Origin of the sequence: Gluconobacter sphaericus NBRC 12467 (assembly GCF_006539125.1) — a bacterium.
Taxonomy (GTDB): domain Bacteria; phylum Pseudomonadota; class Alphaproteobacteria; order Acetobacterales; family Acetobacteraceae; genus Gluconobacter; species Gluconobacter sphaericus.
The window spans coordinates 88,442-114,116 of sequence record NZ_BJMK01000005.1; the positions used below are offsets into that span (position 1 = coordinate 88,442).

Annotated in this window: 21 protein-coding genes; 15 read left to right on the forward strand and 6 right to left on the reverse strand. The window is 61.8% G+C overall.

Annotated elements, in window-relative coordinates; translation table 11 throughout:
- The first annotated feature begins 93 nt into the window (after positions 1–93).
- From carA to GSP01_RS05385, 5 genes are all read left to right on the forward strand, one after another.
- Positions 94–1,473 (forward strand): glutamine-hydrolyzing carbamoyl-phosphate synthase small subunit, encoded by a 1,380-nt coding sequence (gene carA / locus GSP01_RS05365; protein WP_141351501.1) that lies wholly within the window; start codon positions 94–96, stop codon positions 1,471–1,473.
- Between the two features lie 3 nt (positions 1,474–1,476).
- Positions 1,477–4,731, forward strand: a complete 3,255-nt coding sequence (carB, locus tag GSP01_RS05370) for a carbamoyl-phosphate synthase large subunit (RefSeq protein ID WP_141351503.1) — start codon at positions 1,477–1,479, stop codon at positions 4,729–4,731.
- 125 nt (positions 4,732–4,856) lie between these two features.
- Entirely contained in the window at positions 4,857–5,360 is a 504-nt protein-coding gene (locus GSP01_RS05375; RefSeq protein WP_141351505.1) for a hypothetical protein, read from the forward strand.
- Positions 5,361–5,553: 193 nt separating this feature from the next.
- Positions 5,554–6,027 (forward strand): transcription elongation factor GreA, encoded by a 474-nt coding sequence (greA, locus tag GSP01_RS05380; protein WP_141351507.1) that lies wholly within the window; start codon positions 5,554–5,556, stop codon positions 6,025–6,027.
- Positions 6,027–7,253 carry a threonine ammonia-lyase gene (locus GSP01_RS05385; protein WP_141351509.1) on the forward strand — a complete coding sequence of 409 codons (1,227 nt, stop codon included), beginning with the start codon at positions 6,027–6,029 and terminating at the stop codon, positions 7,251–7,253. Before greA ends, GSP01_RS05385 begins: the two co-directional genes overlap by 1 nt.
- 3 nt (positions 7,254–7,256) lie before the next feature.
- Here GSP01_RS05385 and GSP01_RS05390 read toward each other — a convergent pair whose 3' ends face one another.
- The 3 genes from GSP01_RS05390 to msrB form a co-directional block, all read right to left on the reverse strand.
- Positions 7,257–7,544, reverse strand: coding sequence for a DUF1330 domain-containing protein (locus tag GSP01_RS05390; RefSeq protein ID WP_141351511.1), 288 nt, complete (start codon positions 7,542–7,544; stop codon positions 7,257–7,259).
- Positions 7,545–7,625: 81 nt separating this feature from the next.
- Entirely contained in the window at positions 7,626–8,264 is a 639-nt protein-coding gene (gene upp, locus GSP01_RS05395) for a uracil phosphoribosyltransferase (RefSeq protein WP_141351513.1), read from the reverse strand.
- Entirely contained in the window at positions 8,261–8,677 is a 417-nt protein-coding gene (gene msrB / locus GSP01_RS05400; RefSeq protein ID WP_141351515.1) for a peptide-methionine (R)-S-oxide reductase MsrB, read from the reverse strand. Before msrB ends, upp begins: the two co-directional genes overlap by 4 nt.
- A gap of 149 nt (positions 8,678–8,826) precedes the next feature.
- On the opposite strand from msrB, the gene GSP01_RS05405 reads away from it, so the two are divergent.
- The 6 genes from GSP01_RS05405 (at position 8,827) to GSP01_RS05430 (ending at position 15,235) form a co-directional block, all read left to right on the forward strand.
- A complete protein-coding gene (locus tag GSP01_RS05405) occupies positions 8,827–9,018 on the forward strand; it encodes a CsbD family protein (RefSeq protein WP_141351517.1) in 192 nt (63 codons plus the stop codon).
- 116 nt (positions 9,019–9,134) lie between these two features.
- Entirely contained in the window at positions 9,135–10,667 is a 1,533-nt protein-coding gene (gene gpmI, locus GSP01_RS05410; RefSeq protein ID WP_141351519.1) for a 2,3-bisphosphoglycerate-independent phosphoglycerate mutase, read from the forward strand.
- Positions 10,654–11,943 carry a murein hydrolase activator EnvC family protein gene (locus GSP01_RS05415; RefSeq protein WP_141351520.1) on the forward strand — a complete coding sequence of 430 codons (1,290 nt, stop codon included), beginning with the start codon at positions 10,654–10,656 and terminating at the stop codon, positions 11,941–11,943. The genes gpmI and GSP01_RS05415 overlap by 14 nt, the downstream gene beginning before the upstream one ends.
- Before the next feature lie 126 nt (positions 11,944–12,069).
- Positions 12,070–13,527, forward strand: coding sequence for a S41 family peptidase (locus GSP01_RS05420; protein WP_141351523.1), 1,458 nt, complete (start codon positions 12,070–12,072; stop codon positions 13,525–13,527).
- A 17-nt stretch (positions 13,528–13,544) separates the two neighbouring features.
- The gene (locus GSP01_RS05425) at positions 13,545–14,726 is read left to right on the forward strand and encodes a divergent polysaccharide deacetylase family protein (RefSeq protein ID WP_141351525.1); all 1,182 of its coding nucleotides are present in this window, start codon (positions 13,545–13,547) and stop codon (positions 14,724–14,726) included.
- Positions 14,723–15,235 (forward strand): RNA pyrophosphohydrolase, encoded by a 513-nt coding sequence (locus GSP01_RS05430; RefSeq protein WP_141351527.1) that lies wholly within the window; start codon positions 14,723–14,725, stop codon positions 15,233–15,235. Before GSP01_RS05425 ends, GSP01_RS05430 begins: the two co-directional genes overlap by 4 nt.
- Here the strand turns inward: GSP01_RS05430 and GSP01_RS05435 are convergent.
- Genes GSP01_RS05435 through GSP01_RS05445 form a run of 3 tightly spaced genes read right to left on the reverse strand, consistent with a single transcriptional unit; the run spans position 15,193 to position 18,778 of the window.
- Positions 15,193–16,947, reverse strand: a complete 1,755-nt coding sequence (locus GSP01_RS05435) for an ABC transporter ATP-binding protein (protein ID WP_141351529.1) — start codon at positions 16,945–16,947, stop codon at positions 15,193–15,195. The two genes, GSP01_RS05430 and GSP01_RS05435, sit on opposite strands and share 43 nt — an antisense overlap.
- 44 nt (positions 16,948–16,991) lie before the next feature.
- On the reverse strand, positions 16,992–18,182 hold the full coding sequence (locus GSP01_RS05440) for a CCA tRNA nucleotidyltransferase (protein ID WP_141351531.1): 1,191 nt from the start codon (positions 18,180–18,182) through the stop codon (positions 16,992–16,994).
- Positions 18,179–18,778 carry a DUF1285 domain-containing protein gene (locus GSP01_RS05445; protein WP_373320115.1) on the reverse strand — a complete coding sequence of 200 codons (600 nt, stop codon included), beginning with the start codon at positions 18,776–18,778 and terminating at the stop codon, positions 18,179–18,181. The genes GSP01_RS05440 and GSP01_RS05445 overlap by 4 nt, the downstream gene beginning before the upstream one ends.
- Positions 18,779–18,870: 92 nt before the next feature.
- Here GSP01_RS05445 and GSP01_RS05450 point away from each other — a divergent pair, with 92 nt between their 5' ends.
- The 4 genes from GSP01_RS05450 to GSP01_RS05465 are packed head-to-tail and all read left to right on the forward strand — an operon-like array spanning position 18,871 to position 25,599.
- Complete coding sequence (locus tag GSP01_RS05450; RefSeq protein WP_141351533.1) at positions 18,871–19,899, forward strand: AAA family ATPase; 1,029 nt, start codon at positions 18,871–18,873, stop codon at positions 19,897–19,899.
- A 5-nt stretch (positions 19,900–19,904) separates the two neighbouring features.
- Positions 19,905–20,831 carry a DUF58 domain-containing protein gene (locus GSP01_RS05455; protein ID WP_141351535.1) on the forward strand — a complete coding sequence of 309 codons (927 nt, stop codon included), beginning with the start codon at positions 19,905–19,907 and terminating at the stop codon, positions 20,829–20,831.
- Complete coding sequence (locus GSP01_RS05460) at positions 20,828–23,563, forward strand: DUF4159 domain-containing protein (RefSeq protein ID WP_141351536.1); 2,736 nt, start codon at positions 20,828–20,830, stop codon at positions 23,561–23,563. The genes GSP01_RS05455 and GSP01_RS05460 overlap by 4 nt, the downstream gene beginning before the upstream one ends.
- The gene (locus GSP01_RS05465) at positions 23,560–25,599 is read left to right on the forward strand and encodes a DUF7408 domain-containing protein (protein WP_141351537.1); all 2,040 of its coding nucleotides are present in this window, start codon (positions 23,560–23,562) and stop codon (positions 25,597–25,599) included. The genes GSP01_RS05460 and GSP01_RS05465 overlap by 4 nt, the downstream gene beginning before the upstream one ends.
- The last annotated feature ends 76 nt before the right edge of the window (positions 25,600–25,675 follow it).

The window sequence follows — 25,675 nt, forward strand, 5'->3', positions numbered from 1 at the left end:
AAAACAGATAGTGGGAAAAAACTTCCCATTCTGTTTCTGATCCCTTATTCAGAGGTCCCAGAAGTACATCCGGCAGCCAGAAACGGGGCGACCATGGACATCGACAGAATCATTGAAAAAGCCGGAGGCGCGGACGAAATCGCCGCTCTCGCCGGTGTCGGGCTGGAAGCCGTGCGCAAGTGGCGCCAGTCCCGCATGGTCCCCACCAAACACTGGCCGGCCCTGCTGCGCGTGCCGGGAATCGCCCTTCAGGATCTGACAGCGGATCTCACCGCACCTCAAACCCCACAAGAACAAGAAAGAGAGACGGACGTGTCCAATCCCTGCCCTCCCGGCGCCAACGCCGCCCTTGTCCTTGCAGACGGGACAGTCCTGTGGGGCCGCGGCTTCGGCGCCCATACGGAAGGCGCCGTCGGTGAACTGTGCTTCTCCACCGGCATGACCGGCTACCAGGAAACCCTGACAGACCCGTCCTTCGCCGGACAGATCGTGACCTTCACCTTCCCCCATATCGGCAATGTCGGCACCAATGCCGATGACAACGAGGCCCCGAAAATGGCCGCCCTCGGTGCCGTCGTGAAGGAAGACATCACCGCCCCGGCAAGCTGGCGCTCCCACGAGCCCCTCGCGGCATGGCTCAGCAAACATGGCCGTGCAGGCATCAGCGGCGTTGACACCCGCGCCATCACCCGCACCCTGCGCGACAGCGGCCCACAGACCGCCATCCTCGCCTTCCCGGAAAACGGCCGCATCGACACGGACAGCCTGCTGAACCGTGCCCGCCAGTGGCCCGGCCTCGAAGGCATGGACCTCGCCAAAGAGGTGACGCAGCCCAAGCGGATCTGGACCGAAGGCGTGTGGGAAACCACCCGCCCGGCCCGGACCGAAAACCGTCGCCGCGTGGTCGCCATGGATTACGGCGCCAAGGACAACATCCTGCGCTGCCTCGTGACCGCCGGCTGTGACGTCACCGTCCTGCCCGCCACGGCCACCGCCGAAGAAATTCTGGAACTCAAGCCCGAAGGCGTGTTCCTCTCCAACGGCCCCGGCGATCCGGCCGCAACCGGCACCTATGCCGTCCCCGCCATTCGCACAGTGCTCGACGCGAACGTCCCCGTCTTCGGCATCTGCCTCGGCCACCAGCTTCTCGCACAGGCGCTGGGCGGCAAGACCTACAAGCTGGAGCGTGGCCATCGCGGCGCCAACCAGCCGGTCAAGGACGTCGAAACCGGCCGCGTGGAAATCACCAGCCAGAATCACGGCTTCGCCGTGGACGAAAAGTCCCTGCCCGCCGACGTAAAAGTGACGCATGTGAGCCTGTTCGACGGCTCCAACGAAGGCATCGCTTCGACCACGAAGGACGCCTTCTCCGTCCAGTACCACCCCGAGGCGAGCCCCGGCCCGTCCGACAGTTTCTATCTTTTTGAGCGTTTCGTCGCGATCATGGACCGTCGCGCTAAAGCAGGAGCCTGAGCCATGCCAAAACGGACAGACATCAAGTCCATCCTGATCATCGGCGCTGGCCCGATCGTCATCGGACAGGCCTGCGAATTCGACTATTCCGGCGCACAGGCCTGCAAGGCCCTGCGTGAGGAAGGCTATCGCGTCATCCTGATCAACTCGAACCCCGCCACCATCATGACCGACCCCGGTCTGGCGGATGCGACCTATATCGAGCCGATCACCCCGGAATTCGTCGAACGCATCATCCTCAAGGAAAAGCCCGACGCCGTCCTGCCGACGATGGGCGGCCAGACAGCCCTGAACGCCGCCATGGCGCTCGACAAGTCCGGCTTCCTCAAAAAGCACAACGTGGAACTGATCGGCGCCGACGCAGAGGTCATCGACCGCGCGGAAGACCGCCAGAAATTCCGTGAAGCCATGGACGAGATCGGGATCGAAAGCCCCCGCAGCACCATCGCACACACGTTGGAAGAAGCCCGCGCGGCGCTGGCCGATGTCGGTCTGCCCGCCATCATCCGCCCGTCCTTCACCATGGGCGGCGCAGGTGGCGGCATCGCGTATAACCGCGAGGAATTCGACCAGATCGTCACGGGCGGCCTCGATGCCTCCCCCACGACAGAAGTCCTGATCGAAGAGTCCGTTCTCGGCTGGAAAGAATACGAGATGGAAGTGGTCCGCGACACTGCGGATAACTGCATCATCATCTGCTCCATCGAAAACATCGACCCAATGGGCGTCCATACCGGTGACTCCATCACCGTTGCTCCCGCCCTGACGCTGACCGACAAGGAATACCAGCGCATGCGGGACGCCTCGATCGCGTGCTTGCGCAAAATCGGCGTCGAGACCGGCGGCTCCAACGTGCAGTTCGGCGTCAATCCCGCCGATGGCCGTCTGGTCGTCATCGAGATGAACCCGCGCGTGTCGCGTTCCTCCGCACTTGCCTCGAAAGCCACCGGCTTCCCGATCGCCAAGATCGCTGCCAAACTGGCCGTCGGCTACACGCTGGACGAACTCAAAAACGACATCACCAAAACGACCCCGGCCTCCTTCGAACCGACGATCGACTATGTCGTCGCCAAGATCCCCCGCTTCACCTTCGAGAAGTTCCCCGGCTCCCCGGCGCTCCTCTCGACATCCATGAAGTCGGTCGGTGAAGCCATGTCGGTGGGCCGCTCCTTCGCCGAAGCCATCCAGAAGGGCCTGCGCTCGATGGAGACGGGCCTCACCGGGCTCGACCCGGTCGAAGCTCCCGGCGACGGTTCGCACAACGCCTATCTCGCCGCTCTGGCCGAACCGCGCCCCGAGCGCATCCTGATGGCCGCACAGGCCCTGCGCGCCGGACTTTCGGTCGAACAGGTCAACGCAGCCTGCAAGTTCGAGCCGTGGTTCCTCCGCCAACTTGAAGACATCGTGGCCTCCGAGCGCGAGATCGAAAAGAACGGCCTGCCCACGGACGCCTACAACCTGCGCCGCCTCAAGGCCCAGGGCTTCTCCGACGCCCAACTTGCCCGCCTTTCCGGCCAGAGCATCACGGATGTCGCAGCTCTACGTGAAAAACTGGCTGTAACGCCGGCCTACCGCCGCATCGACACCTGCGCCGCCGAATTCGCTTCCGACACGCCCTATCTGTACTCCACCTATGAAGGCGGCTTCGGCACGCCGGAATGCGAAAGCCGTCCGACGAACCGCGACAAGATCATCATTCTTGGTGGTGGCCCGAACCGCATCGGTCAGGGCATCGAGTTCGACTATTGCTGCGTCCACGCCGCCTACGCCCTGCGCGAAGCCGGTTTCGAGACGGTCATGGTCAACTGCAACCCCGAGACAGTCTCCACCGATTACGACACCTCGGACCGCCTGTATTTCGAGCCCCTGACCGCCGAGGACGTGATCGCTCTGATCCGCACAGAAGCAAAAGGCGGCAAGGTGCTGGGCTGCATCGTTCAGTATGGCGGCCAGACCCCGCTCAAGCTGTCCCGCGCCTTGGAAGACGCTGGCATCCCCCTGCTCGGCACACCTGCGGACGCGATCGACCGCGCCGAAGACCGCGAGCGCTTCCAGACCATGCTCCGCAAGCTCGGCCTGCGCCAGCCCCGCAACGGCATCGCCCGCAGCCCGGCGGAAGCCGAGAAGATCGCAGAAGAAGTCGGCTACCCGGTCGTCGCCCGCCCGTCCTACGTTCTGGGCGGCCGTGCGATGGAAATCGTCTATGACAAGCCGGGCCTCAAGCGCTACCTCAACGAAGTCCTGCGCGCCGCCGGTCCGGAAGTCTCAACCGGCCCCGTCCTGCTCGACCACTACCTCAACGACGCCATCGAAGCGGACGTGGACTGCATCTGCGATGGCGAGAACGTCTATGTCGCAGGTGTCATGGAGCACATCGAGGAAGCCGGCATCCATTCCGGTGACTCCGCCTGCTCCCTGCCGCCCTATACGCTCTCCCCGGCACTGGTGACGGAACTGCGCTCACAGACCGAAGCCATGGCCCGCGAACTGGGCATCCGCGGCCTGATGAACGTCCAGTACGCCATCAAGGATCAGGAAGTCTTCGTTCTCGAAGTGAACCCGCGCGCATCGCGGACCGTACCGTTCGTCGCCAAGGCCACTGGTGTTCCGGTTGCCAAGATCGGCGCGCGCGTCATGGCGGGTGCGAAGCTAACCGAGTTCCAGCTTGATGGCGGTGCGGTTTCTCCGCATGTCGCGGTCAAGGAAGCCGTGTTCCCCTTCCATCGCTTCGCCAATGCCGACACGATCCTTGGTCCGGAAATGCGGTCCACGGGTGAAGTCATGGGGCTGGATTCCAGCTTCGAGCGCGCCTTTGCCAAGTCGCAGCTTGCAGCCGGTGTGACACTGCCACTTTCGGGTACGGTGTTCCTCTCCGTCCGCGACAGCGACAAGGCGCATGTCCAGCTGCTGGCCCGCAAGCTGGTCGCCATGGGCTTCACGATCCTTGCCACCAGTGGCACGGCCTCCCGCCTGGAAGACGCAGACATTCCCGTAAAGCGCGTGAACAAGGTGATGCAGGGTCGTCCGAACTGCGTGGATTCCATCCGTTCAGGCGACGTGCAGATGGTCATCAACACGTCACAGGGCGGTCAGGCCGCGCAGGACAGCTATGAGATCCGTCGCAGTGCCCTGACCATGGGCATCCCGCATTACACCACAATCGCAGGTGCCCGTGCGGCGACCTACGCCATCGCGGTCCTCAAGGAAGACGATCTGGGCGTCGCCCCGCTCCAGTCCTACTTCAAGGGTAAGTTCTGACCTTATCAAGACTCTTCCGGTTAGGCTGTCCCGCAAAAGGATCACAGCCTAACCGGAAAGGAGCATCGGACTTGTCGCACAAAGGAGAGAGCGGATAGTCTGGATGCCCCGGAACTCCACTCTCCATGCAGGACATCACGATGCTCAGGCGCGCCATCAGCGGTTTTCCGCTTCGGATCGATCTTATGGTCTATCTAGCGGTTGCGGCCCTGGCGGCCATCGAGATCGGGCTGTGGCTGACGCTGCCCACACCGATGCTCTGGATCTTCTTTATCGGCGCCCTCTTCATCCAGTTCAGACTGCTGAAGCGCTGCCTTACAGGCGACCATTTCGTCGCTGGTCCCGCCGGACTGTCGTTTCTGGTCATCGTCCTGATCCTCAATCATTTTCATCAGGGCGTGATTTCGTCGCATGAACTGATGCGACACTATCTGTCTCATGGCGTCATCCACAGCAACAATCCCCATGCTTATGGCGTTCCCGACCTGTGGGATACCGATGAGACATCCGTACATATCGGGATGGGACAGCGGTTTCTCATCAGCCTGAAAATGGCCGCTTTCTTTGCAGCCGGGCTCACAACCTGCTTTGGCTGGCTTGTCCTGAGCGAACGCCAGAAGAAAGCCTAATCTTACACAGGCTACCTCCTACCAAACCTGCATTTTCACGCAGCTCAGCCCATGAGCCGCCCCGGCTTGCGGGAACAGCACCAAGCCTGACACACACAGGCCTCATGCCGCCCCACCTTGCAAAAAACCCCGGCAAACCCTAGGCTGTCTGGCTTCATCATAATTTCAGTCACGCTTTTTCGAGGATTTCAGAGTGCAGAAGATCCCCATGACCGCGAAGGGACAGCAGCGTCTCGAAGACGAGCTGCGGACCCTCAAGAGCGTTGACCGCCCGGCCGTCATCCGTGCCATTGCAGAAGCCCGCGAACATGGTGACCTGTCCGAAAACGCCGAGTATCATGCCGCCCGTGACCGCCAGTCATTCATCGAAGGCCGCGTCCTGGAGCTGGAAGGCATCATCTCCAATGCCGAGGTAATCGATCCGTCGGCGCTGACCGGAACGCGCGTCCGTTTTGGCGCACATATCGAACTCGTCGACGAAGAGACCGACAAGGAAGCCCTGTACCAGATCGTTGGCGTTCATGAGGCCGACATCAAGCAGGGTCTGATCTCGATTTCCTCGCCTCTGGCCAAGGCCCTGATTGGCAAGGATGTCGGTGACTCCGTTTCCGTTCCCGCCCCTGGCGGAGACCGGACCTATGAAATCCTCAAGGTCACATATCGCTGATGTCTGACGTCCTGACGTCCCTCCCCCCTGTCGTGACCATCGCGGATATCGAGAGCGCCCATGAGCGCATCGCGTCCACGGTGGTTCGCACGCCGACCATCGCCTGCCCAGCCCTTTCCCGGCTGACGGGCGCGGAGATTACGCTCAAGCTCGAAAACCTTCAGGCGATCGGCTCCTTCAAGGAGCGCGGAGCGGCCAACAAGATGGCCCTCCTGACACCTGAAGAGCGGGCGCGCGGCGTGATTACCGTCTCGGCTGGCAATCACGCACAGGGTGTAGCCCGTCAGGCCAGCCTTCTCGGCATTGACGCAACCATCGTCATGCCCCGCTTCACGCCAGCCACCAAGGTCGCGGCGACGCGGGCCTGGGGTGCGACTGTTGTGCTCGCAGGAGACGATTTTGCACAGGCCAGCGAGACTGCAGCCGAGCTTCAGAAGCAGGACGGGCGCGTCCTCGTGCATCCATTCAATGATCCGGCCGTCATCGCCGGCCAGGGTACGGCAGCACTTGAGCTCCTGCAGGACGCCCCGGATATCGACACAGTCGTCGTGCCCGTCGGTGGCGGTGGACTGATCGGCGGATTTGCGACCGTCATGTCGGCCCTTCGCCCGGACGTCGAGGTTATTGGCGTGCAGGTCGAGGCCTATGCTTCACTGTCAAACTATCCGCAGGAAGACGGCCCGACTAAGGGCGGCTCAACCATCGCGGAAGGCATTGCCGTCACTCAGCTTGGCGATCACTGCCTGAGCGCATTCCGCAACAAGATTTCAAAGATCCTTGTCGTCAGTGAACTTCAGGTCGAAAGCGCTGTCACGACACTGGCTGAAAAGGCCAAGCAGATCTGTGAGGGCGCTGGGGCCACGGGTCTGGCTGCCGTTCTTGCTTATCCGGATTTGTTCAAGGGACGACGCGTAGCCCTCCCCCTTTCGGGCGGGAACATCAACGCGCGCATTCTTGCAAACACGATCCTGCGCTCTCTTCTACGGGATGGGCGTATTCTGCGGTTGATCTTCCAGATCCCCGACCGTCCGGGCATGCTGGCGGACATCTCCACGCGCATCGGCAATTACGGCGGGAACATCATCGAAGTCTCCCATCACCGCTTGTTCGCCTCCCCGTCTGTCCAGACGGCCGAGCTTCTGGTGATGGTGGAAGCCCGCGACACCGAGCATGCCCACCAGATCGAGACCGATCTGGCACGGCATTACATCGTCCGGCGCGACTGACGCTCAGACCCCGTCTACGATCACGACATTGTAAGGTCCGGCTTTCCAGCGATGCTCGGCAGCCTTCTGATAGGCCGGACTTTCATACCAGGCCCGGGCTGAAGCCGCGTCCGGGAACTCAATGATCACCACACCATCAGGCTCGGTGCCTTCGAGTTTTTGCTGCTTGCCATAAGCAGCCAGGATTTTGGCCGGAAATCCCTTGAAGGTTTCCCCAACCACTTCCGAATATTTTTTGAATTCGGCCGGATCGGCCAGCTTTTCACGAATAAACAGGGCATAGGCAGGCATGGAACGCTCTCCTCAGAATAAGCCTCCATACCCGCCACAAAACCACTAAAATTTCAGCACACAAGAGCGTGTGCCGCAGCCTTAGCGCGTGCCGAACAGACGATCGCCCGCATCGCCAAGGCCGGGAACGATATAACCATGCTCGTCCAGATGACTGTCGATGGAGCAGGTTACGATCTGCACATCGGGATGCAGCTCAGCCATATGGGCGATGCCTTCGGGAACCGCCAGTAGGCAGGCAAAAATCGGGTTCGTGGCCCCGGCAGCCTTCACACGGGTCAGTGCGGCAGCGGCGGAGTGTCCCGTCGCCAGCATCGGGTCGAGCACAATGCAGGTCCGTCCCGGAATGTCGCTTGGCATATTGAAATAGTATTCACTGACTTCCAGCGTCTCGTGGTCCCGGCGCAGGCCGATATGGCCAACACGCGCGGACGGCACCAGATCCAGCATGCCATCCAACAGACCATTACCGGCGCGCAGGATAGAGACGAAACAAAGCTTCTTACCGTCCAGTTCCTCGCCTTCCATCGAGCCGCTCGGTGCCTCGATATGCCGCGGTGCCAGCGACAGATTGCGCGTGGCTTCATAGGCCAGAAGCAGACTAAGCTCACGCGTCAGGCGGCGGAAACCGGCCGTGGATGTATTACGGTCACGCAGACGGGTCAGCTTGTGGCGCACCAGCGGATGGTCGAGAACGATAGGCGGCAGCGCCTGACTCATGCTTTTTCTCCTTCGGCCGGGCGAAAATCGAGCGCCAGACCGTTCATACAATAACGAAGCCCCGTAGGCGGCGGACCATCGGGAAAGACGTGCCCCAGATGACCCTTGCAGTTCGCGCAGTGGACTTCGGTGCGGACCATGCCATAGCGGCTGTCCTGCGTAGTTTCGACACCATCCGGCAGAGCCTGGAAAAACGAAGGCCAACCACTGCCGCTATTATATTTCGTTTCCGAGTCAAAAAGCGGCCGCCCGCAGGCCGCACAGGCATAAATCCCCGCGCGTTTTTCATCGTTGAGGGGGCTGGAGCCAGGACGTTCGGTTCCGTGTTCATGAAGGATACGCCGCTGCTCCGGTGTCAGGCCAACACCGCAACCGCCACCGGTCTGCCCGTTCGGGTCGCAACTCTGGGTCATGCTGGTTCTCCGGAAAATCTGAAAGGCGTCTTCTGACGATGTATGAAAGCGCGGCCGTATTTTGTCACGCATCTTAAGCTGTCATGACGCAACCCAACAGAGAGACGCCCGTTAGGGATTGCACAACATCAAGACGGAAGGAGCCGGTCATGAGTTCCATCGAAGACAAGATCAAGGGCGTTGCCAATCAGGTTGTCGGCAAGGTCAAGGAAGAAGTCGGCCACATAACGAACGACAAAAAACTTGAAGGCGAAGGCGTAGCCCAGAACCTCAAAGGCAAGGTCCAGAAGGCAACAGGCGATGCCAAGGATGCAGTCAAAAGCGGCATCGATAAGCTCTGAATCCTGTTCCCCGGATCACAATGCAACGCCCGCCACATGGCGGGCGTTCGCATTTGTGGGGAATGATGGCATGATGGGAAACAGTCCCATTCCTCCTTTCCTGCAGGAGACATCCCATGTCCACATCCTCAACACCCCGCCCCGTCATGCTCGTCATTCTCGACGGCTTCGGCTGGCGCGAGGATGAATCCGACAATGCGGTCCGTCTTGCAAACACTCCGACTTTCGACACCCTCTGGGCTACGAGCCCCCACGCCTTCTTGAAAACCTCGGGCGAGGATGTCGGGCTCCCGGACGGGCAGATGGGCAATTCCGAAGTCGGACATCTGAATATCGGCGCCGGTCGTGTCGTGATGCAGGAACTCCCCCGCATCTCCCGCAGCGCCCGGGACGGCTCCCTGTCACAGAACCCCGCTCTGCTGGAATTCATCGCAGCCCTGAAAGCATCAGGCGGAACCTGCCATCTCATGGGCCTGATCTCACCTGGCGGTGTGCATGCCCATCAGGATCATGTGGTCGCATTGGCAAAAATCGTCAGCGCGACGGGTGTGCCCGTAGCCGTTCACATTTTCAGCGATGGCCGCGATACAGCGCCGCGCTCGGGTGAGGACTTCATCGGGAAATTCCTGAAGGACCTGCCTGACAGCGTGCAAATCGCCACTCTGAGCGGTCGCTATTATGCCATGGACAGGGATCACCGCTGGGAGCGCGTCGCCCTCGCCGTCGAGGCCATACGCGACGCAAAAGGCCCCCATGCGAAGGATGCCCTCTCGGCCCTTCAGGCCAGCTACGCCAACGACAAGGGAGACGAATTCGTTCTTCCGACCGTTCTGGGCGATTATGCCGGCATGAAAGACGGAGACGGTATTCTGGCCTGCAACTTCCGCGCAGATCGCATCCGCCAGCTTCTGGACGTCCTAGTCCTGCCGGATTTTGCGGAGTATGACAGCGGCCGGAAAGTGAAATTCGCAACCGTCTGCGGCATGTCTCGCTATTCCGATCATCTGGCACCTTACATGAGTATCCTGTTCCCCAAGGTGCCGCTTGATGATCTGCTGGGAGACGTGGTGGCCAAGGCCGGCAGGACCCAGCTCCGCATGGCCGAAACAGAAAAATATCCGCACGTCACCTACTTCCTGAACGGTGGCCGCGAAGTGCAGTTTGACGGTGAAGATCGCATTCTGGTTCCCTCACCCAAAGTCGCGACTTACGATCTTCAACCCGAAATGTCCGCCCCTGAACTGACGGACAAGGCGGTCACCGCCATCGAAAGCGGCAAATTCGACATGATTGTCCTGAACTTCGCCAATCCGGACATGGTCGGCCATACCGGCTCCCTGTCCGCGGCCATCAAAGCCTGCGAGACAGTCGATCAGGGGCTGGGCCGCATCAATGACGCCATCATCAAAGCGGGTGGCGTTCTGCTCGTCACCGCCGATCACGGCAACTGCGAAACCATGCGTGACCCCGTAACGGGCGGCGCGCATACGTCCCACACGCTCAACGTGGTGCCCGTCATCCTGGCGCATGCCAAAGGGGAGACCATCCATGACGGCCGTCTGGCCGATCTGGCACCGACCATGCTGGCGCTGATGGGCGTGAAACAGCCTGACGCGATGACGGGTGTCTCCCTGCTTGAAAGCGCCTGATCCGCTTTATCTCCTGCCGCTCGCCCTGCTCCTGTCGCCTGCCTGGGCGACAGCACGGCATGCGTCTCATCATCACCTCCCGCATACGGGAAAACCGGCGGCAGCCGCGCCCAGCGAGGGCCAGAAAGCCCTCGCTCGTGCTCAGGCCGCGCGACGATCTCTGGAAAAACGGCAGGCGGATGAAGCAGCAGCGCTGAAAGCAAAACAGCTCGCCTCGGCACAGGCCGAAGCAAAGGCGCGGCAGGACAGTGTACGCACTCTCGCCTTCACGGCCCAGACCCACACGGCACAGTCCGCCGTAGATACGACCCAGAACCACATTCTGGCACTCAAGACCAGTATTGCGGAGCTGATGGACAAGCGGACGGCTGTCGAAGCGGATATCCGCCAGCAGAATGCCGCCCTGCAACCTCTACTTCCCATCGCAGCACGCCTGTCCATCGCGCCGGATGCCGCGCTGCTGGCCTCTCCGGAAACAGCGTCCGAAAGCGTCACCGCCCTCTCCGTCCTCGGAGGTTTCTCCCGTTTGACGCAGCAACGCGCCCAAGCGCTTCAGTCCCGCGAAGACGAACTGCATGCAATCGGCACTGATCTGGACAACCGACAAAAAGAACTCGCGAACCTGCTCGCACAGCAGACGCGGCAGCGCAATGCCGCCGCCGCCCGGACCCGGGTTGCGGCACGGCAGGAAGCCGTCGCGGATCAAGGCGCCCAGAAAGCCCGCAAGGCCGTGGCTGACGCCATGCAGGCCGCAGCGGATCTGTCTGCTGAAATCAACGCACTTGTCCAGCAAGAAACCCAGGCCCGCGCCGAGCTGGAAAAGGAAGCCGCCGCCCTGACCCGTCAGCACCAGCTCAAACGCGCCCGCCATGCACGCTCGCAGGCCCAGGCGCTCGCCTCGGCCGGACAGGGTGTCTCCAGTGGCAGTGGCCACGCCCCCGTCTCAGGCCATATCGCCGTCCGCTGGGGCCAGACGACCGAAGCCGGCCCTGCAACCGGCATCACCTATGCCGCCCTCTCTTCTGCTCCCGTACAGGCCCCCTGCTCGGGCCGAGTCGAATTTGCAGGCCCCTTCCGCTCCTTCGGACAGATGCTGATCCTCGACTGCGGACGCAATTACCGCTTTGTGCTTTCCGGACTGGGACAGCTGAATGTTTCGGGTGGCCAAAGCATCAGGAAAGCTGCCACACTGGGCCAGATGCCCGCTTCCGATGGGATGCTTTTTGTCCAGTTGCGGCATGGTACGCAGGTTGTCAGTCCCGCTCCTTTCCTCTGATCCTTTGCCGAGCGCGTCTGACCTTGTAGGATCGTTTCTTAATAATTTGGCAACCCGAACCGGCCTAGTCTGCCTCCGAGGCGACGACGGTCAGTACGTTCCTTCGTTCCCGAGGATGGAGATCACATGAAGTTTCGCAGTGGCCTGTTGCTGGGCACCGCCTTTCTGGCCGGACTGGCCGTCGGACCGGGAGCCCTGCGTCTTGCTGGCTCCGGCGACTTTCCGGGTGCAGCCCTCGCCCGTGAAATCTCCCATGACAACAGTGCGGAAACCGTCCGTCTGCTGACGCTGCTGGGAACGGTCATGGACGTGGTGAAGGCGGAATACGTCCACCCTGTCTCCGACAAGGACCTGATCAATAACGCGCTTGACGGGATGGTCGGCAATCTCGATCCACATTCGTCCTACATGACGGCGGCGCAGTTCCACGACATGCAGACCGAGATTTCCGGCAAGTTCGGCGGTCTGGGCCTTCAGGTTCAGGGTGAGTCCGGACATGTCCGCGTGGTCTCCCCGATCGATGGCACTCCTGCCGCGCGCGCTGGCATCCAGCCCGGCGATTTCATCACGATGGTCGACCACAAGAGCATCGATGACCTGACGCTCGATCAGGCCGTCCGCAAGATGCGTGGTGATCCGGGCACGAAAATCAGCCTGACGATCGTCCGCCCCAAGACCGGCAAGACGCTCACCTTCGACCTGACACGCGAAATCGTGCACGTCCAGATCGTGAAGTCTGCGCTGTATGGCAGCACGGGCTATATCCGCCTGACCGAGTTCGATGACGATCTCGAAAGCGCCATGCATGCCGCATTTGACAAGCTCAAGGCACAGGCCACCAAAGCGCCGGGCGGAAAGCTGACCGGTATCATCCTTGACCTGCGCTCCAATCCGGGCGGCAAGCTCGATCAGGCCATTGCCGTTTCGGACGATTTCATCAAGGAAGGTGAAATCGTCTCGATCCGTGGCCGTCATGCGGAGAACAACCAGCGCTGGGATGCAAAGGGCACGGACATCACCAATGGCCTGCCGATTGTCGTCCTGACAAATGGCGGCTCAGCCTCGGCCAGTGAAATCGTGGCTGGTGCCCTGAAGGATCATCGCCGCGCAATTATTCTTGGCGAAAAGACCTTCGGAAAAGGCTCGGTCCAGACTCTTATCCCCATCGGCGATCAAGGGGCGGTGCGCCTGACGACAGCGCGCTATTACACGCCGTCCGGCCGCTCCATTCAGGGTCTGGGCATTACGCCTGATATTCCCGTTGCCGAGACGAAGGATGACGATGCCTATGGTTATCGTGAAGCCGACCTCTCTCACATTCTGACAAATATCGGCGGCAACCGAACGAACGAAACCCCGCGCACCGATATCCCGCCGATCGCAAAATCCATTCCAAAGATGCCGGATGCCAGCTGGCCCGCGTTCGATGCCACGAAGCCCGCAACCGATTTCCAGCTTCAGCAGGCGATCAAAGTGATCAATGCCATGGCGGGCCTCTCAAATCCTGCGCCGGCCACCACTCCGGCAACAGAGGTCAAAGCTGCCGCGCCGACTGCTCCCAAACCGCCTGAAGCCCACCACTGACAAGGACATCCCGGATCGTGCAGAACCGTCCAGCCTCCAGCCGACCAGGGCTCTGGCAACGACTCCCCGTTATTGGACGCCTTCTGATCGCGTTCTGGGCCGTTCTGCTGGCCGCTGGAGCCGGCGCGACGGCATTTCTGTTGCACCAGCAGAAACCCATTGTCGTCGCTACAGTCAGTCCGCAGTCCAAACCGCATCTGCCTGCGCAGCCCACTTCCCCGGCCAATTCTTCGATTGTTTCTACTCCGGCACAAAAAGAGACAACCGTAACAGCTGCTGGGGCGCAGACGGCCGCAGCGCCGGTTCCGGCAAAGCCAGCTGACGTGACGTTACCGACGGCGGCGACCACCATTTCCGCCAAGGCTGCCCCGCCTTCACCAGCGGGATCTTCAGCCGCTGTGACACAACAGACCCTGCCCCCGATCGTATCCTCTGCTGCTTCATCTTCTCCACCAGCATCGGCGCCCCTCCCGACCGACAAAACCGCCATCGCAATCGTGCTGCAGGGATTTGGCTATTCCGATGCTCTGACCTACGATGTTCTTTCGCGTATTCCCGCGCCTGTCGCGGTTGGGATTTCGCCTTATGTCAGCAATATCCGCGACATTATTGCGCGGGCCCATGCCAGCCACAGGGAAGTTTATGTCACCCTTCCCATGCAAAGCGCCCATCCCGAGCGGGCCGATGAAGGCCCACATGCGCTGGGATATGGAAATTCGGCTGCTGACGATCAGCGTGAACTGGAATGGTGCCTCACCCGTGCCGCGGGCGCGGAAGGACTGACGGATGCGTCTGAAAACGGGGACGACCAGCCGGGCGGTGGCTATGCGACTTCTCCCGATTTCTCCCCGATTGCGAGTGCCATCAGCAGCCGGGGCCTGCTCTATCTGACGGGATCCGCGCAGGATGGCCGTCGCACCCGCGGAATGACGGCAACTGCCTGGATCGACGGAGATGCGGACGCCGCCACTCTGGACAGCCGTCTCGCCGCACTACTGCCTCAGGATGGAAAGCCGGCAAAAATTCTGCTGATGGTCGGGCCGATCACGCCTGTCATGATCGACCGTCTCGCAAATTGGCTTAAAGGTCCGGCAGCGCAGAACTTTGTCGTTGTACCACCATCGGCTTTTGCGGATAGCGGCGTCAGCAATGATCAGGCCGCCAATCTTTCACCTTCCAATCCAATAGCGCCCCTATGACTAATCCCATGACCCTTCCCTACCGCCCGAATGTGGGACTTGCGCTCTTCAACCGTGACGGCAAACTGTTCATCGCCCGGCGCACAGACCTTCCGGGAGACGTCTGGCAGTGCCCACAGGGCGGCATTGATGAAGATGAGACACCACAGGTCGCCGCCCTGCGCGAAATGGAAGAAGAAATTGGAACCCGGAACGCGAAAATTCTTGCCGAACGGAGTGGCTGGCTTTCCTATGATCTGCCGTCCGACCTGATCGGAAAGGCCCTGGGAGGACGTTTCCGGGGGCAGACCCAGAAATGGTTCGTGATGGGTTACGAAGGACAGGATTCCGATATTCAACTGGATCTTCATGACCCGGCCGAATTCGACGCCTGGGAATGGGTCGAGCCGCAGGAGCTTCTGAAACGCAATCTGGGCTTCAAGAAAACCCTCTACACCGATCTGATTCCCGAACTGGCAGCACTTTTTCAGGCTGCTGCCAGAGACTGGGTTCGCACCAACCGAGCATAAAGGCCGTCCTTGCGGAGAAGTTCAGCATGGGTGCCGGCTTCGGCGACAGCACCCTGATCCATCACAACGATCAGATCAGCAGCCTGCACGGTGGAAAGACGGTGCGCGACAATAACCGTCGTACGGCCTGAACGCAGATTTGCCAGCGCATTCTGAACCCGCGCCTCACTTTCAGAATCAAGCGCACTCGTTGCTTCATCCAGCAGCAGGATGCGTGGATTACGAAGCAGAGCGCGGGCCAGAGCCACGCGCTGGCGCTGACCGCCGGACAGTCGACGTCCTCCCGGCCCGACCCGGGTTTCCAGACCGGCCGGCAGGTTATCGAGGAAATCGACCGCAGCCATGGCGCAGGTTTTTTCGACTTCGCTGCGTGAGGCTGAAGGCCTCCCGATCCAGATATTTTCAAGCACGGACATGTCGAACAGGGTCGTATCCTGACTGACATATGCAATGGCGTCCCGAAGGGAAGACAGGGTCAGATCCCGCAGATCCACGCCTTCAAGACGGATGCTGCCCGCGCTGACATCGTGCAGACGTGGGATCAAGGAAAGTGCCGTGGATTTTCCGGCGCCACTCGGCCCCACGAGCGCGACGGTTTTTCCAGGTTGAACTTCGAAGGTCAGGTTCTGCAGACCGACCCTGCCATCTTCGTATCGATAACTGGCCTGCTGAAACGCCAGATGTCCTTTTCCGGACGGAAGGGGTTTCGCGTTCGGACGTTCCACAACGGCCGGGGGTTCATCGATCACGGCAAAGACCCGCGACAGACCGGCCAGCCCTTCCTGCAGAGCCGTATTGAGCGAACCCAGCGCCCGGATCGGCCGGGCGGCAGTCAGAAGAGCAGCAATAAAGGCAGTAAAGTCCCCTAGTGTCGCACCGCCCTGGGCCGCGCGCCAGCCTGCAAAGCCCAGCACCGCAGCCACAGCAGCGCCACCCAGAACCTCCAAAACCGGATCGACACGCGCACGCCCTTTAGCAATTCGCAGGAAGGCCGAATGCAGCAAATCCAGCGAATGATCGACGCGCGTACTTTCCCGCTCTTCCATCCGGTAGATGCGGACCTGCCGAGCTAGGGCAAAACTTTCGTTAAGCATGGCGGAGGTCTCGCCGATCTGCTCCTGCATGCCACCCGAGGCCCGGCGCACTTTCTTGCCCAGCTTCTGGATAGGCACCGCCGCAACCGGGTAAAGCACGAGCGCGATCAGGCTCAGTTCCCAGTCCGTGACGATCATGGAAATAACAAGCCCCACCACCGTCACCGCATCACCGAGCGCGTTGACCACACGGATCATGGCCTCGCGGATCGAAATGGCATCCGTGGTAAAACGGGCAGCCCATTTGGCGGGTGCGTCCTTTTCAATAGTCGAGACGTCCGCCTGAAGCGCATGGGCGAACATACGCGACTGCAACCCACGGATCACGGCCAGAACCAGTCCCTGCACGGCAATCGTCTGCCCGTACTGGGACGCAGCCTTCAGGCCAGTCACAATTACGACCAGAGCCGGCACCTGATAGAGGATCCGGGAATCATGCGCCGCGAACATGTCCACGGCCCGCTTGATGACCGCAGGATAAAGCGCGGTAAGCCCTGCCATCAGGACCGTCAGAACAATGACGGAGATGATCCGTCCCACATGCTGACGCATTTCCTCGCGCCAGATGCGTTTCATCAGGACGCGGCTGTCCGTATCAAGAGCTGTCGTTTTCGTCATACTGGGGGTTTAGCAGGCCTTGCGAAAAGGGCGAAACCACCGCTTCATTTCTGCGTGGCAAGATAGGCCAGACATGCGCTCCGGTCTGGCAGGCATCCCTGCGCCATCCACCAGTCCCGCCCCGTTTTCAGCCATTCCCCCATACCCGGCCCCGGCCGAACACCCTGTACAATGGCATCTTTGCCCGATAGCGGGAATTCGGGCCGCGGCATGACCCGCAACCGTGAACGGAACCGGTCCCACGCGCTGTCAGGCTTGCCCACAAGCTGGGCCTGAAGCAACCAGCTCCGCTCTACAAGCCGCTCCATATCCTGCAATACCCGCAGGCGACGGAGGTCATCATCGGACAGTTCCGGATGCAAGACCGGCTGAGCTGACGCCCAGGCCTCGATCTTCATGCCATCCGCGTTGGACAGTTTCAGGCGACCAGCCAGTTCCAAACTGTTCCGGTGACACAGCGCAAACAACCTGAGCAAGGAGGACACCGGGGCCTCACAGGCCAGAAGACGGTTCAGGAAATTCTGGTCCGGTTCTGGCAGAAGTACCTGCAGCAGACCGACCGATACCATTGCCTCGATCGTTTTATTCAGGCGCGGGCCGGACAAAATTCTCAGCAGCTCTGAGGCGACCCGCTCGGCCGAGAGCGTGCCAATCAGTCCAAGCTGCTCCGAGACGGCCTGACACGCCTCCCGATCGGGGACGCCATGCCCGTATCGCGCATTGAACCGAAAGAAACGAAGGGCTCTCAGCGCATCTTCCGCAATCCGACGCGAGGCGTCTCCGACGAACCGCACCCGATGATCCCGAAGATCTTCCCGACCGCCGAAATAGTCATGCAGGCCATCATGGCGATCCAGCGACATCGCATTGATCGTGAAATCCCGCCGGGCCGCATCTTCCGCCCAGTCCTGCGTCCAGGCCACGATCGCGTGGCGCCCGTCCGTTTCCTCGTCGCGACGCAGGGTCGTGATTTCGTAGGGCACATTGTCCAGCAATGCCGTGACGGTCCCATGAGCCAAGCCCGTGGGAATCACGCGGATGCCGACTTCTTTTAAGTGACGCTGCACATCGTCTGGCGGTTCCGGAGTCGCGAGATCCAGATCATGGACGGCAACATTGGCGAGCAGATCTCGCACCGATCCGCCCACAAGTCGTGCCTCAGGCAGGACAGACCAGATGCGATCCAGCCCCGTACGATCTGGCAACCGCTCCAGCAGACCGGAGATCTGCATCATGCAGGACGCGAAAGCGGGAAGAAACAGTCCTGGCTCCAGACGCCTAGACAGGTCTGACCCTTCACATGCCCAGGAACCGCAAGTGCGGCGAGTTCGTAATGCACCGAACGTGTCACCCGTGCGAGGATAGGGAAAGCCCCCTCACCATCACGAACATGAACATAAGGTACGCTGGCGCACTCCTCCGACGGACGGTCCCAGTCACAAGAGAGGGGATGTTCGGGGCCGATACAGATCAACTCATCCATATTGGTGCGGAAACAGAGATTCTGCTGCCGACCGCAAGTGCCACGGAAGTCCAGCTCGACCGCCACGAACGGCACATCCTCGACCTGAATGATCCCCTGTTCCATCTGCGTTTTCAGCCAGTAGGTTCCTTCAGGATCGCGGGTCAGCATCGAAGAGAAAATGCATAGCATAGCTTTGCGTTTGATCTCCGAGCCCCGGTAGAGCCAGGTTCCATCGCGCTGAATAAGAAAAGGCAGCAGCCGGGGGGCTGCATCAGGTGTTCCGGGAAAGGAAGACGGAGGAATCAGGGAATCTGGAGACAGGGCGGCGTCAGGTCGGGCCGCCTGCCGGAACTGATGATCGCTCAATTTTCCCTCCAACTGCATAAAAACTCTCTTCTCACACCAACTTGGGTGCAATCGAGCCTTGATGAAACCCCCACACCTGTCAGACTGGCGTCATGAGCGAGCTGCAATATTCTTCCGGCATTTCCGCCGGCACCCTGCAAGGCGAGGCGGACGTGGCTGAAGCCGACCGCCTCGCCCCGGTTCTCCGTCATGTCCGCCAGGCTATCGGCGGAATTGTTCTGGGCCAGGACAGCGTCATTGAACAGGTTCTGGTCACGATCCTGTCCGGTGGTCACGCGCTTCTGATGGGCGCGCCCGGTCTGGGCAAGACGCTTCTGGTCAACACGGCATCGCGCGTGTTGGGCCTGGATGCCACACGCATTCAGTTCACACCCGATCTGATGCCGTCAGACATCACAGGCGCCGAGATCCTCGATCAGGATGCCGACGGGCGACGGGCCTTTCGCTTCCTGCCCGGCCCGATTTTCGGTCAGCTTGTTCTGGCGGATGAAATCAACCGTGCCAGCCCCCGCACCCAGTCCGCCCTTCTGCAGGCCATGGCAGAGCATCGCGTGACGCAGGGCGGCAAGGACTATGCGCTTCCACGCCCCTTCCATGTGCTCGCAACCCAGAACCCGATCGAGCAGGAAGGCACCTACCCCCTGCCCGAAGCCCAACTCGACCGCTTCATGCTCCAGATCAGCCTCGGCTTTCCGAACCGGGACGCGGAACGGCAGATGCTGCTTCAGACGACAGGCGCCATGACCCCGACGGTCTCTGCCCTGATGGATGCCGAAAGTCTGCTCGCGGCCCAGAACCTCGTCCGGCGCCTGCCAGTCGGCGATCAGATCGTGGATGCAATCCTGACGCTGACACGCTCTCTGCGTCCGGAAGATCCATCCGCCTCACCGGAAGTACGGGAAACGGTCTCCTACGGTCCGGGCCCCCGTGCAGCACAGGCCCTGATGGTCGCAACCCGTGCCCGTGCGCTGCTGGACGGTCGTCTGGCTCCGAGCCTTGATGACGTCGTGGCTCTTGCGGGCCCGGTCCTGTCCCATCGTATCGGCCTGGGCTTTGGCGCCCGCGCATCGGGGACGGATCGGGAAGTCCTGATCCGCAAACAGGCACAGACCCTCCTCTGATCGCCGTGAAAAGTCCGTCCGATACCCTGCGCAGCCTCTTCCGCCGCAATCGGGGGGCTGCTTCCAGCGCTCCGGCCGTGCAGGCAGAAAGCCTGGCCCTGCCCGCACTTCTTCTTGAAGCCGAAAAGATTGCCGCGAGCCTGCAAAGCGGCGCTCATGGCCGCAGGCGTTCAGGCCCAGGTGAGGATTTCTGGCAGTTCCGTCCCTATCACGCTGGCGAACCCGCAACGTCCATCGACTGGCGGCAGTCTGCCCGTTCTCCGGTCGAGGACACGTTTTGGGTCCGCGAGCGCGAGCGGGAAAATGCCCAGTCGCTGATGTTGTGGTGCGACCCGTCGCCCTCCATGCAGTGGCGCTCGTCCGATACCCTGCCAACCAAGGCAGAACGGGCACAGCTCTGCACGCTGGCACTGGCTTCCGCGTCCCTGCGAGGCGGTGAACGCGCCGGGTTACTGACCGGGATCGAAGCGGGGCGCGCACTAGCCGGTCGGCAGGTCCTGCCGCGGCTGGCCGCCTCCCTTCTGCATCCCGCTACGGACGAACCCGAGTTCCCTCACATGGCACTCGTTCCCGCCCGGTCCGATCTGGTCGTGATTAGCGATTTCCTGTGGGACGAAAAGCGGATCGACACATTTCTCAAGACCTGCGCCAGCCGCCCCGTGCGAACGCATCTTCTCTGCGTTCTCGATCCTGCGGAGCGGGAACTGAAACGCTCCGGACGAATCCGGTTTGAAGGGCTGGAAGGGGGCGTTCTGACTCTTCCCGCTATGGAAAGTCTTGGTCCAGCCTATGCACAGGCCATGAATGCCCATCTGGCAGCCCTGAAGCAAAGTGCGACCTCGCTACGTGCCGACTGCATCTTGCAGGACACGTCGCAGAACCCGCTTCCGGCCCTGTTGGCACTTCACATGGCGTTGGGAGGCGGCCGATGATCCTTCTCGCCCCGCTCCTGCTGCTTGGCCTTCTCACGCTACCCGCCCTGTGGTGGCTGGTCCGTGCCACTCCGCCTGCCCCCCAGGATCAGCGCTTTCCGTCCCTGCTGATCCTGAACCGGCTGACCGCCCGGCGTGAAGATGCGGCCCGCTCCCCGCTCTGGCTCCTGCTTCTGCGCACGGCCGCCGTGGCCCTCGTCATTTTCGGACTGGCCCGGCCTGTCCTGACCCCGCGTCAGGCCGAAACCGGAAACGGCCCACTGACGCTCGTTCTTGATGACGGCTGGGCCGCCATTCCGCACTGGAACGAGCGTATTTCCGCGGCTCTGGCGCTTGGTGAAACTGCGATCCGCAATGGTCAGGACGTGACGCTGCTTCATACTGCCCGCGCGCCTGATGGCGCGATGCCCGAAGCGTTCACGACACATGATGCGCATGCTTTGTCAGAGCATCTCTCCCGCCTGCGGCCTCAGCCCTGGCCAACGGACCGTCAGGCTCTGGCAAACCTGCTCCAGCACCGGGACATGTCTGATCAGCGCGTGATGATGCTGTCTGACGGCTTGGCGGCGGACGGTGACACAGCCCTGCATGACGCGCTCGCAAAAGCCCGTTCCGTGCAAGACATGCGCTGGAATGACTGTGACATTCTGCGTCTTGCCGCATCTACCGGTCAGGACGGCGCTCTTCATGCCCGAGTGGACACGCCGTCCTGCCCGACCCGGACCGTGACGCTGCATGCTGCCAATGCCAATGGCGGAACGCTCGCGGCCTATCCCATCAGAACCGGGCAGGATCAGACCATTTCGCTCCCAGCTCTGCTGCGGAACCAACTCGATCATCTGACGCTGGAAGGCGCCACCGGTCCCGCTGCGATCCATCTGATGGGACAGGCCGATCACCGCCGCCCCGTTGGCATTCTTCAGACGCCCGGCGATGCGACACCGCTCGTCGGTTCGGCGTTCTTCCTGAACCGCGCATTGCAACCCATTTCAGACCTGCATAGCGGGGATGCGACGGCCCTGCTGGGTGCTCCCCTGTCTGTCCTGATCGCAACGGATGGCGCGCTTTCCGGCGATCAGACGCGCAGCCGTGTCCTGAACTGGGTCCGTCATGGCGGCATGCTCGTCCGCTTTGCCGGTCCCGGCCTCGCCGCCGATCAGGAGGCGGCTTCCGACACCACATCTGACGCGCTCCTGCCCGTCCATCTCACGAGCGGCATGCGACAGCTCGGCGGTCCCATGTCCTGGGGCAAGCCGCAGACGCTGGCGCCCTTCCCCGAGACTTCGCCCTTCTCCGACCTGACGATCCCACCCGATGTCACGGTCTCCCGGCAGGTTCTGGCCAAGCCCGAAACGGGCCTCACGGATCACGTCTGGGCGGCCCTGAGCGACGGCACGCCCCTTGTGACCGCCCGGGCGGAAGGCAATGGCGAAATCGTCCTGTTCCATGTCACGGCCTCGCCGGACTGGTCCAATGTCCCGCTGTCGGGGCTGTTCCCCGACATGCTGGAGCGCCTGATCGAACGTTCGGCCGGCGTTGCGGGCGGTGGACCTTCGGAGCTTGCCCCTTGGCGTATTGTTGGAAGTGACGGTGGGCTCATCATGCCGCCACAGGCTGCACGCTCCATCCGCGTCTCGGATCTGACGCATACAGCCGTGTCCGTTGCCCATCCCGCCGGGCTTTACGGTCCGGCCCACGGAACGCATGCCCTGAACCTTTCCGATTCTGCGCCTGCAATGAAGGAAGAACCCCTGCTCGGAACCCGGATTTCACCGGACGGTGCCCATGCGGACCGTCCGCTTGGACCTGCGTTGATGACAGCGGGCCTGATCCTTTTGCTGCTGGATCTGATCCTGTCTCTGCGGCGTCGTGGGCTACTGGGAGCTCTGGGCGTGGCCTGCCTGCTGATCCTGCCCGTGGCCCATGCCCAGCCCCCGACGCAGCTGCCTCCTCTACCGGCAACAGTGCCTCAGGCTGCGCTCGATACACGGCTGGCCTATGTCATCACCGGCCATGACGATATCGATACCGTCTCCCGCGAGGGGCTTCAGGGCCTGTCCGACTTTACGACTGCACGCAGTTCCGCAACACTCGGCCACCCGGATGGTGTCGTTCCGGGCAAGGACGATCTGGCGTTCTATCCACTTCTGTACTGGCCGATTACACCCGATGCCCAGCCCGATCCCGAGCGCACGAAAGCCCTCAATGCGTTCATGGATCACGGCGGCATCCTGCTGATCGACGAACAGGGCGCGGGCACCGATACGGATTCCGGAACCAGTTCCGCTGCCCGGGCCGCGCTTCAGCGCGTGACTGATGGTCTCGTCATCCCGCCGCTCACCAAGCTGACGGAAAAGCACGTTCTGGCTCACACTTTCTATCTGCTGCACAGCGGCTTTCCCGGCCGCGTTGCCGGGCAGCCGGTCTATGTCGCGCGCAATGGCGATGAGGCAAATGATGACGTCAGTCCGGTCATCATCGGTAATGGCGACTGGGCGCATGCCTGGGCCGTGGACGGATCGGGCAACCATCCCTTCGCCGTCATTCCCGGTGGCGAGGAACAGCGCACACAGGCCTATCGTTTTGGCATGAACATGGTGCTGTACGCCCTGACCGGAAACTACAAGAACGATCAGGCGCAGTACCCGGAAATGCTCCGCCGCCTCGGCACACCACACTCCGGAGCCTCCACAACCCGTCCCGACAGCGTTGACGAGGAGGACGCACCATGATGTTCGACCTGTCTCCCATGCTGCCGGTCTGGCTGCTGGCGACGCTGGCAATCCTGACTGTTGCCGGCGCGATTTACGGTACTATCCGTGGCGCACGCGGCATGCTCTGGCGGGCTCTCGCTGTGCTGGCCCTGCTGGGCTGGCTGTCCGGACCACGTTCACTGCATCCGGTGCTGCGCCCCGTGCCACAGGATGCACTTCTGGTCGTGGACCGCTCGGCCTCCATGCAGGTCGGCCACCGGACTGCCATCGCTGACCACGCTGCCGAACAGATCATGCAGGACGCCGCCCATCTTCCTGGCCTGACTCTGCACCGTGTCGATGTCCCGGGCGGTACCGGTCACGGAACGCGCCTGTTCGAAGCTCTCGACCACGCCGATCTGCCGCAGGGTCGCTTCGCGGGCGCCATTGTCGTGACGGATGGCATGGATCATGACGTTCCACCCCATCTGCCGCCCCGCTTTCATGGCGCAAACGGCCAGACACTTCCTCTGCATCTTCTGCTGACGGCGCATGGCGAAGAACAGGACCGGCGCCTGCGTATCCTGAGCACACCGCCCTATGCGATCGTCGGGCAGAACGCCACGATCCGCGTGCAGGTGGACGATCTGGGCACCACGAGTGCTTCAAACGCCATTCTCACAATTCGCTCCGGTGACGCCCCGCCGCAGACACGCTCCATCCAGACCGGCACGCCGCAGGACATCACGTTGCCCGTCCAGCATCCCGGCGAGACGCTGGTTGGGTTGTCCGTATCCCCTCTGGCCGGAGAAGCGTCCACCGAGAATAACAGTGAAGTCGTCCGCATTCGGGGTGTTCGCGACCGGTTGCGCGTCCTTCTGGTTTCGGGTGTCCCCAATCAGGGTGAACGCGTCTGGCGCCGCCTGCTAAAGGCCGATCCGTCCGTCGATCTCGTACACTTCACCATCCTGCGCTCCCCCAATACCGATGACGGCACGCCGCTGTCGGATCTGGCGCTGATCCCGTTCCCGATCCGCGAACTGTTTCAGGAGAAAATCCGCAGCTTCGACCTCATTATTCTGGACGGCTTTCGCAACAGCAACATTCTCCCCGATGAATACCTGACCAATATCGCCGATTATGTCCGTAACGGCGGCGGACTGTTGGTAACGGCCGGTCCTGAATTCACGCAGGACGGCACGCTTCAGGATACAAGCCTCGCGCAGGTTCTCCCCGCGCATGTCAGCACAGACGGAATCGTCACCCACGCCTTCCGCCCTGCCCTGACAGATCTTGGCAAAACCCACCCCGTAACTGCAGGCCTGACAGAAGACTGGGGGCCCTGGTACCGGGCCCTTCGTCCGGACCAGTCACACGGCGAAGACCTGATGCATGGCCCCGATGGCGCGCCGCTTCTGCTGCTGGACCGGGTAGGTCAGGGACGCGTGGCCATGCTGCTATCGGACCAGCTCTGGCTCTGGTCGCGTGGTGAAGGTGGCGGCGGACCGCAGGCCGAGCTTCTGCGTCGCCTGTCACACTGGCTGATGAAGGAGCCGGACCTTGAAGAAAACCGCCTCACCGCCCGGATCGAAAGCGGTCAGTTGGATATCGAGCGCCACGCCGCGGGACAGGCCGTTTCGCCTGAGGCTTTCGTCACGGCGCCGGACGGAAAACGCACGCCCGTTACCCTGAAACAGACGGATGGCGTCTGGCACGCCACGCTCGCCGCCACGATGCCCGGAATCTGGAGCGTCCGGCAGGATGGTCTCGTCGCCTTTGCCAGCCCGGTCTCGCATGATCCGATCGAACGGCAGGACCTGCGCGCCACCGCGACCGTCATGGACGGCAGTGCCAAAGCCTCCGGCGGGTCAGTCTCCTGGATCGCGGATCATACGCCGCATCTGAAACAGGTTCCCACCGGTTCGGCCATGAGCGGTTCGGACTGGATGGGCCTGCCCGTCACGACCGCCGCCGTCGCGGGTGAGACACGCACCAAAGACCTCATTCCCGCTTGGGCAGCCCTGATTGCGGCGCTGATTTTCCTCGCAGTCGGCTGGTGGCGGGAAGGTCATTGAAAAAATGTCACAATCCGGCACGCCCAAGAGGCATCTGCAGACTCGCACAGGACGCTCGATCACAGTATATTGGCAT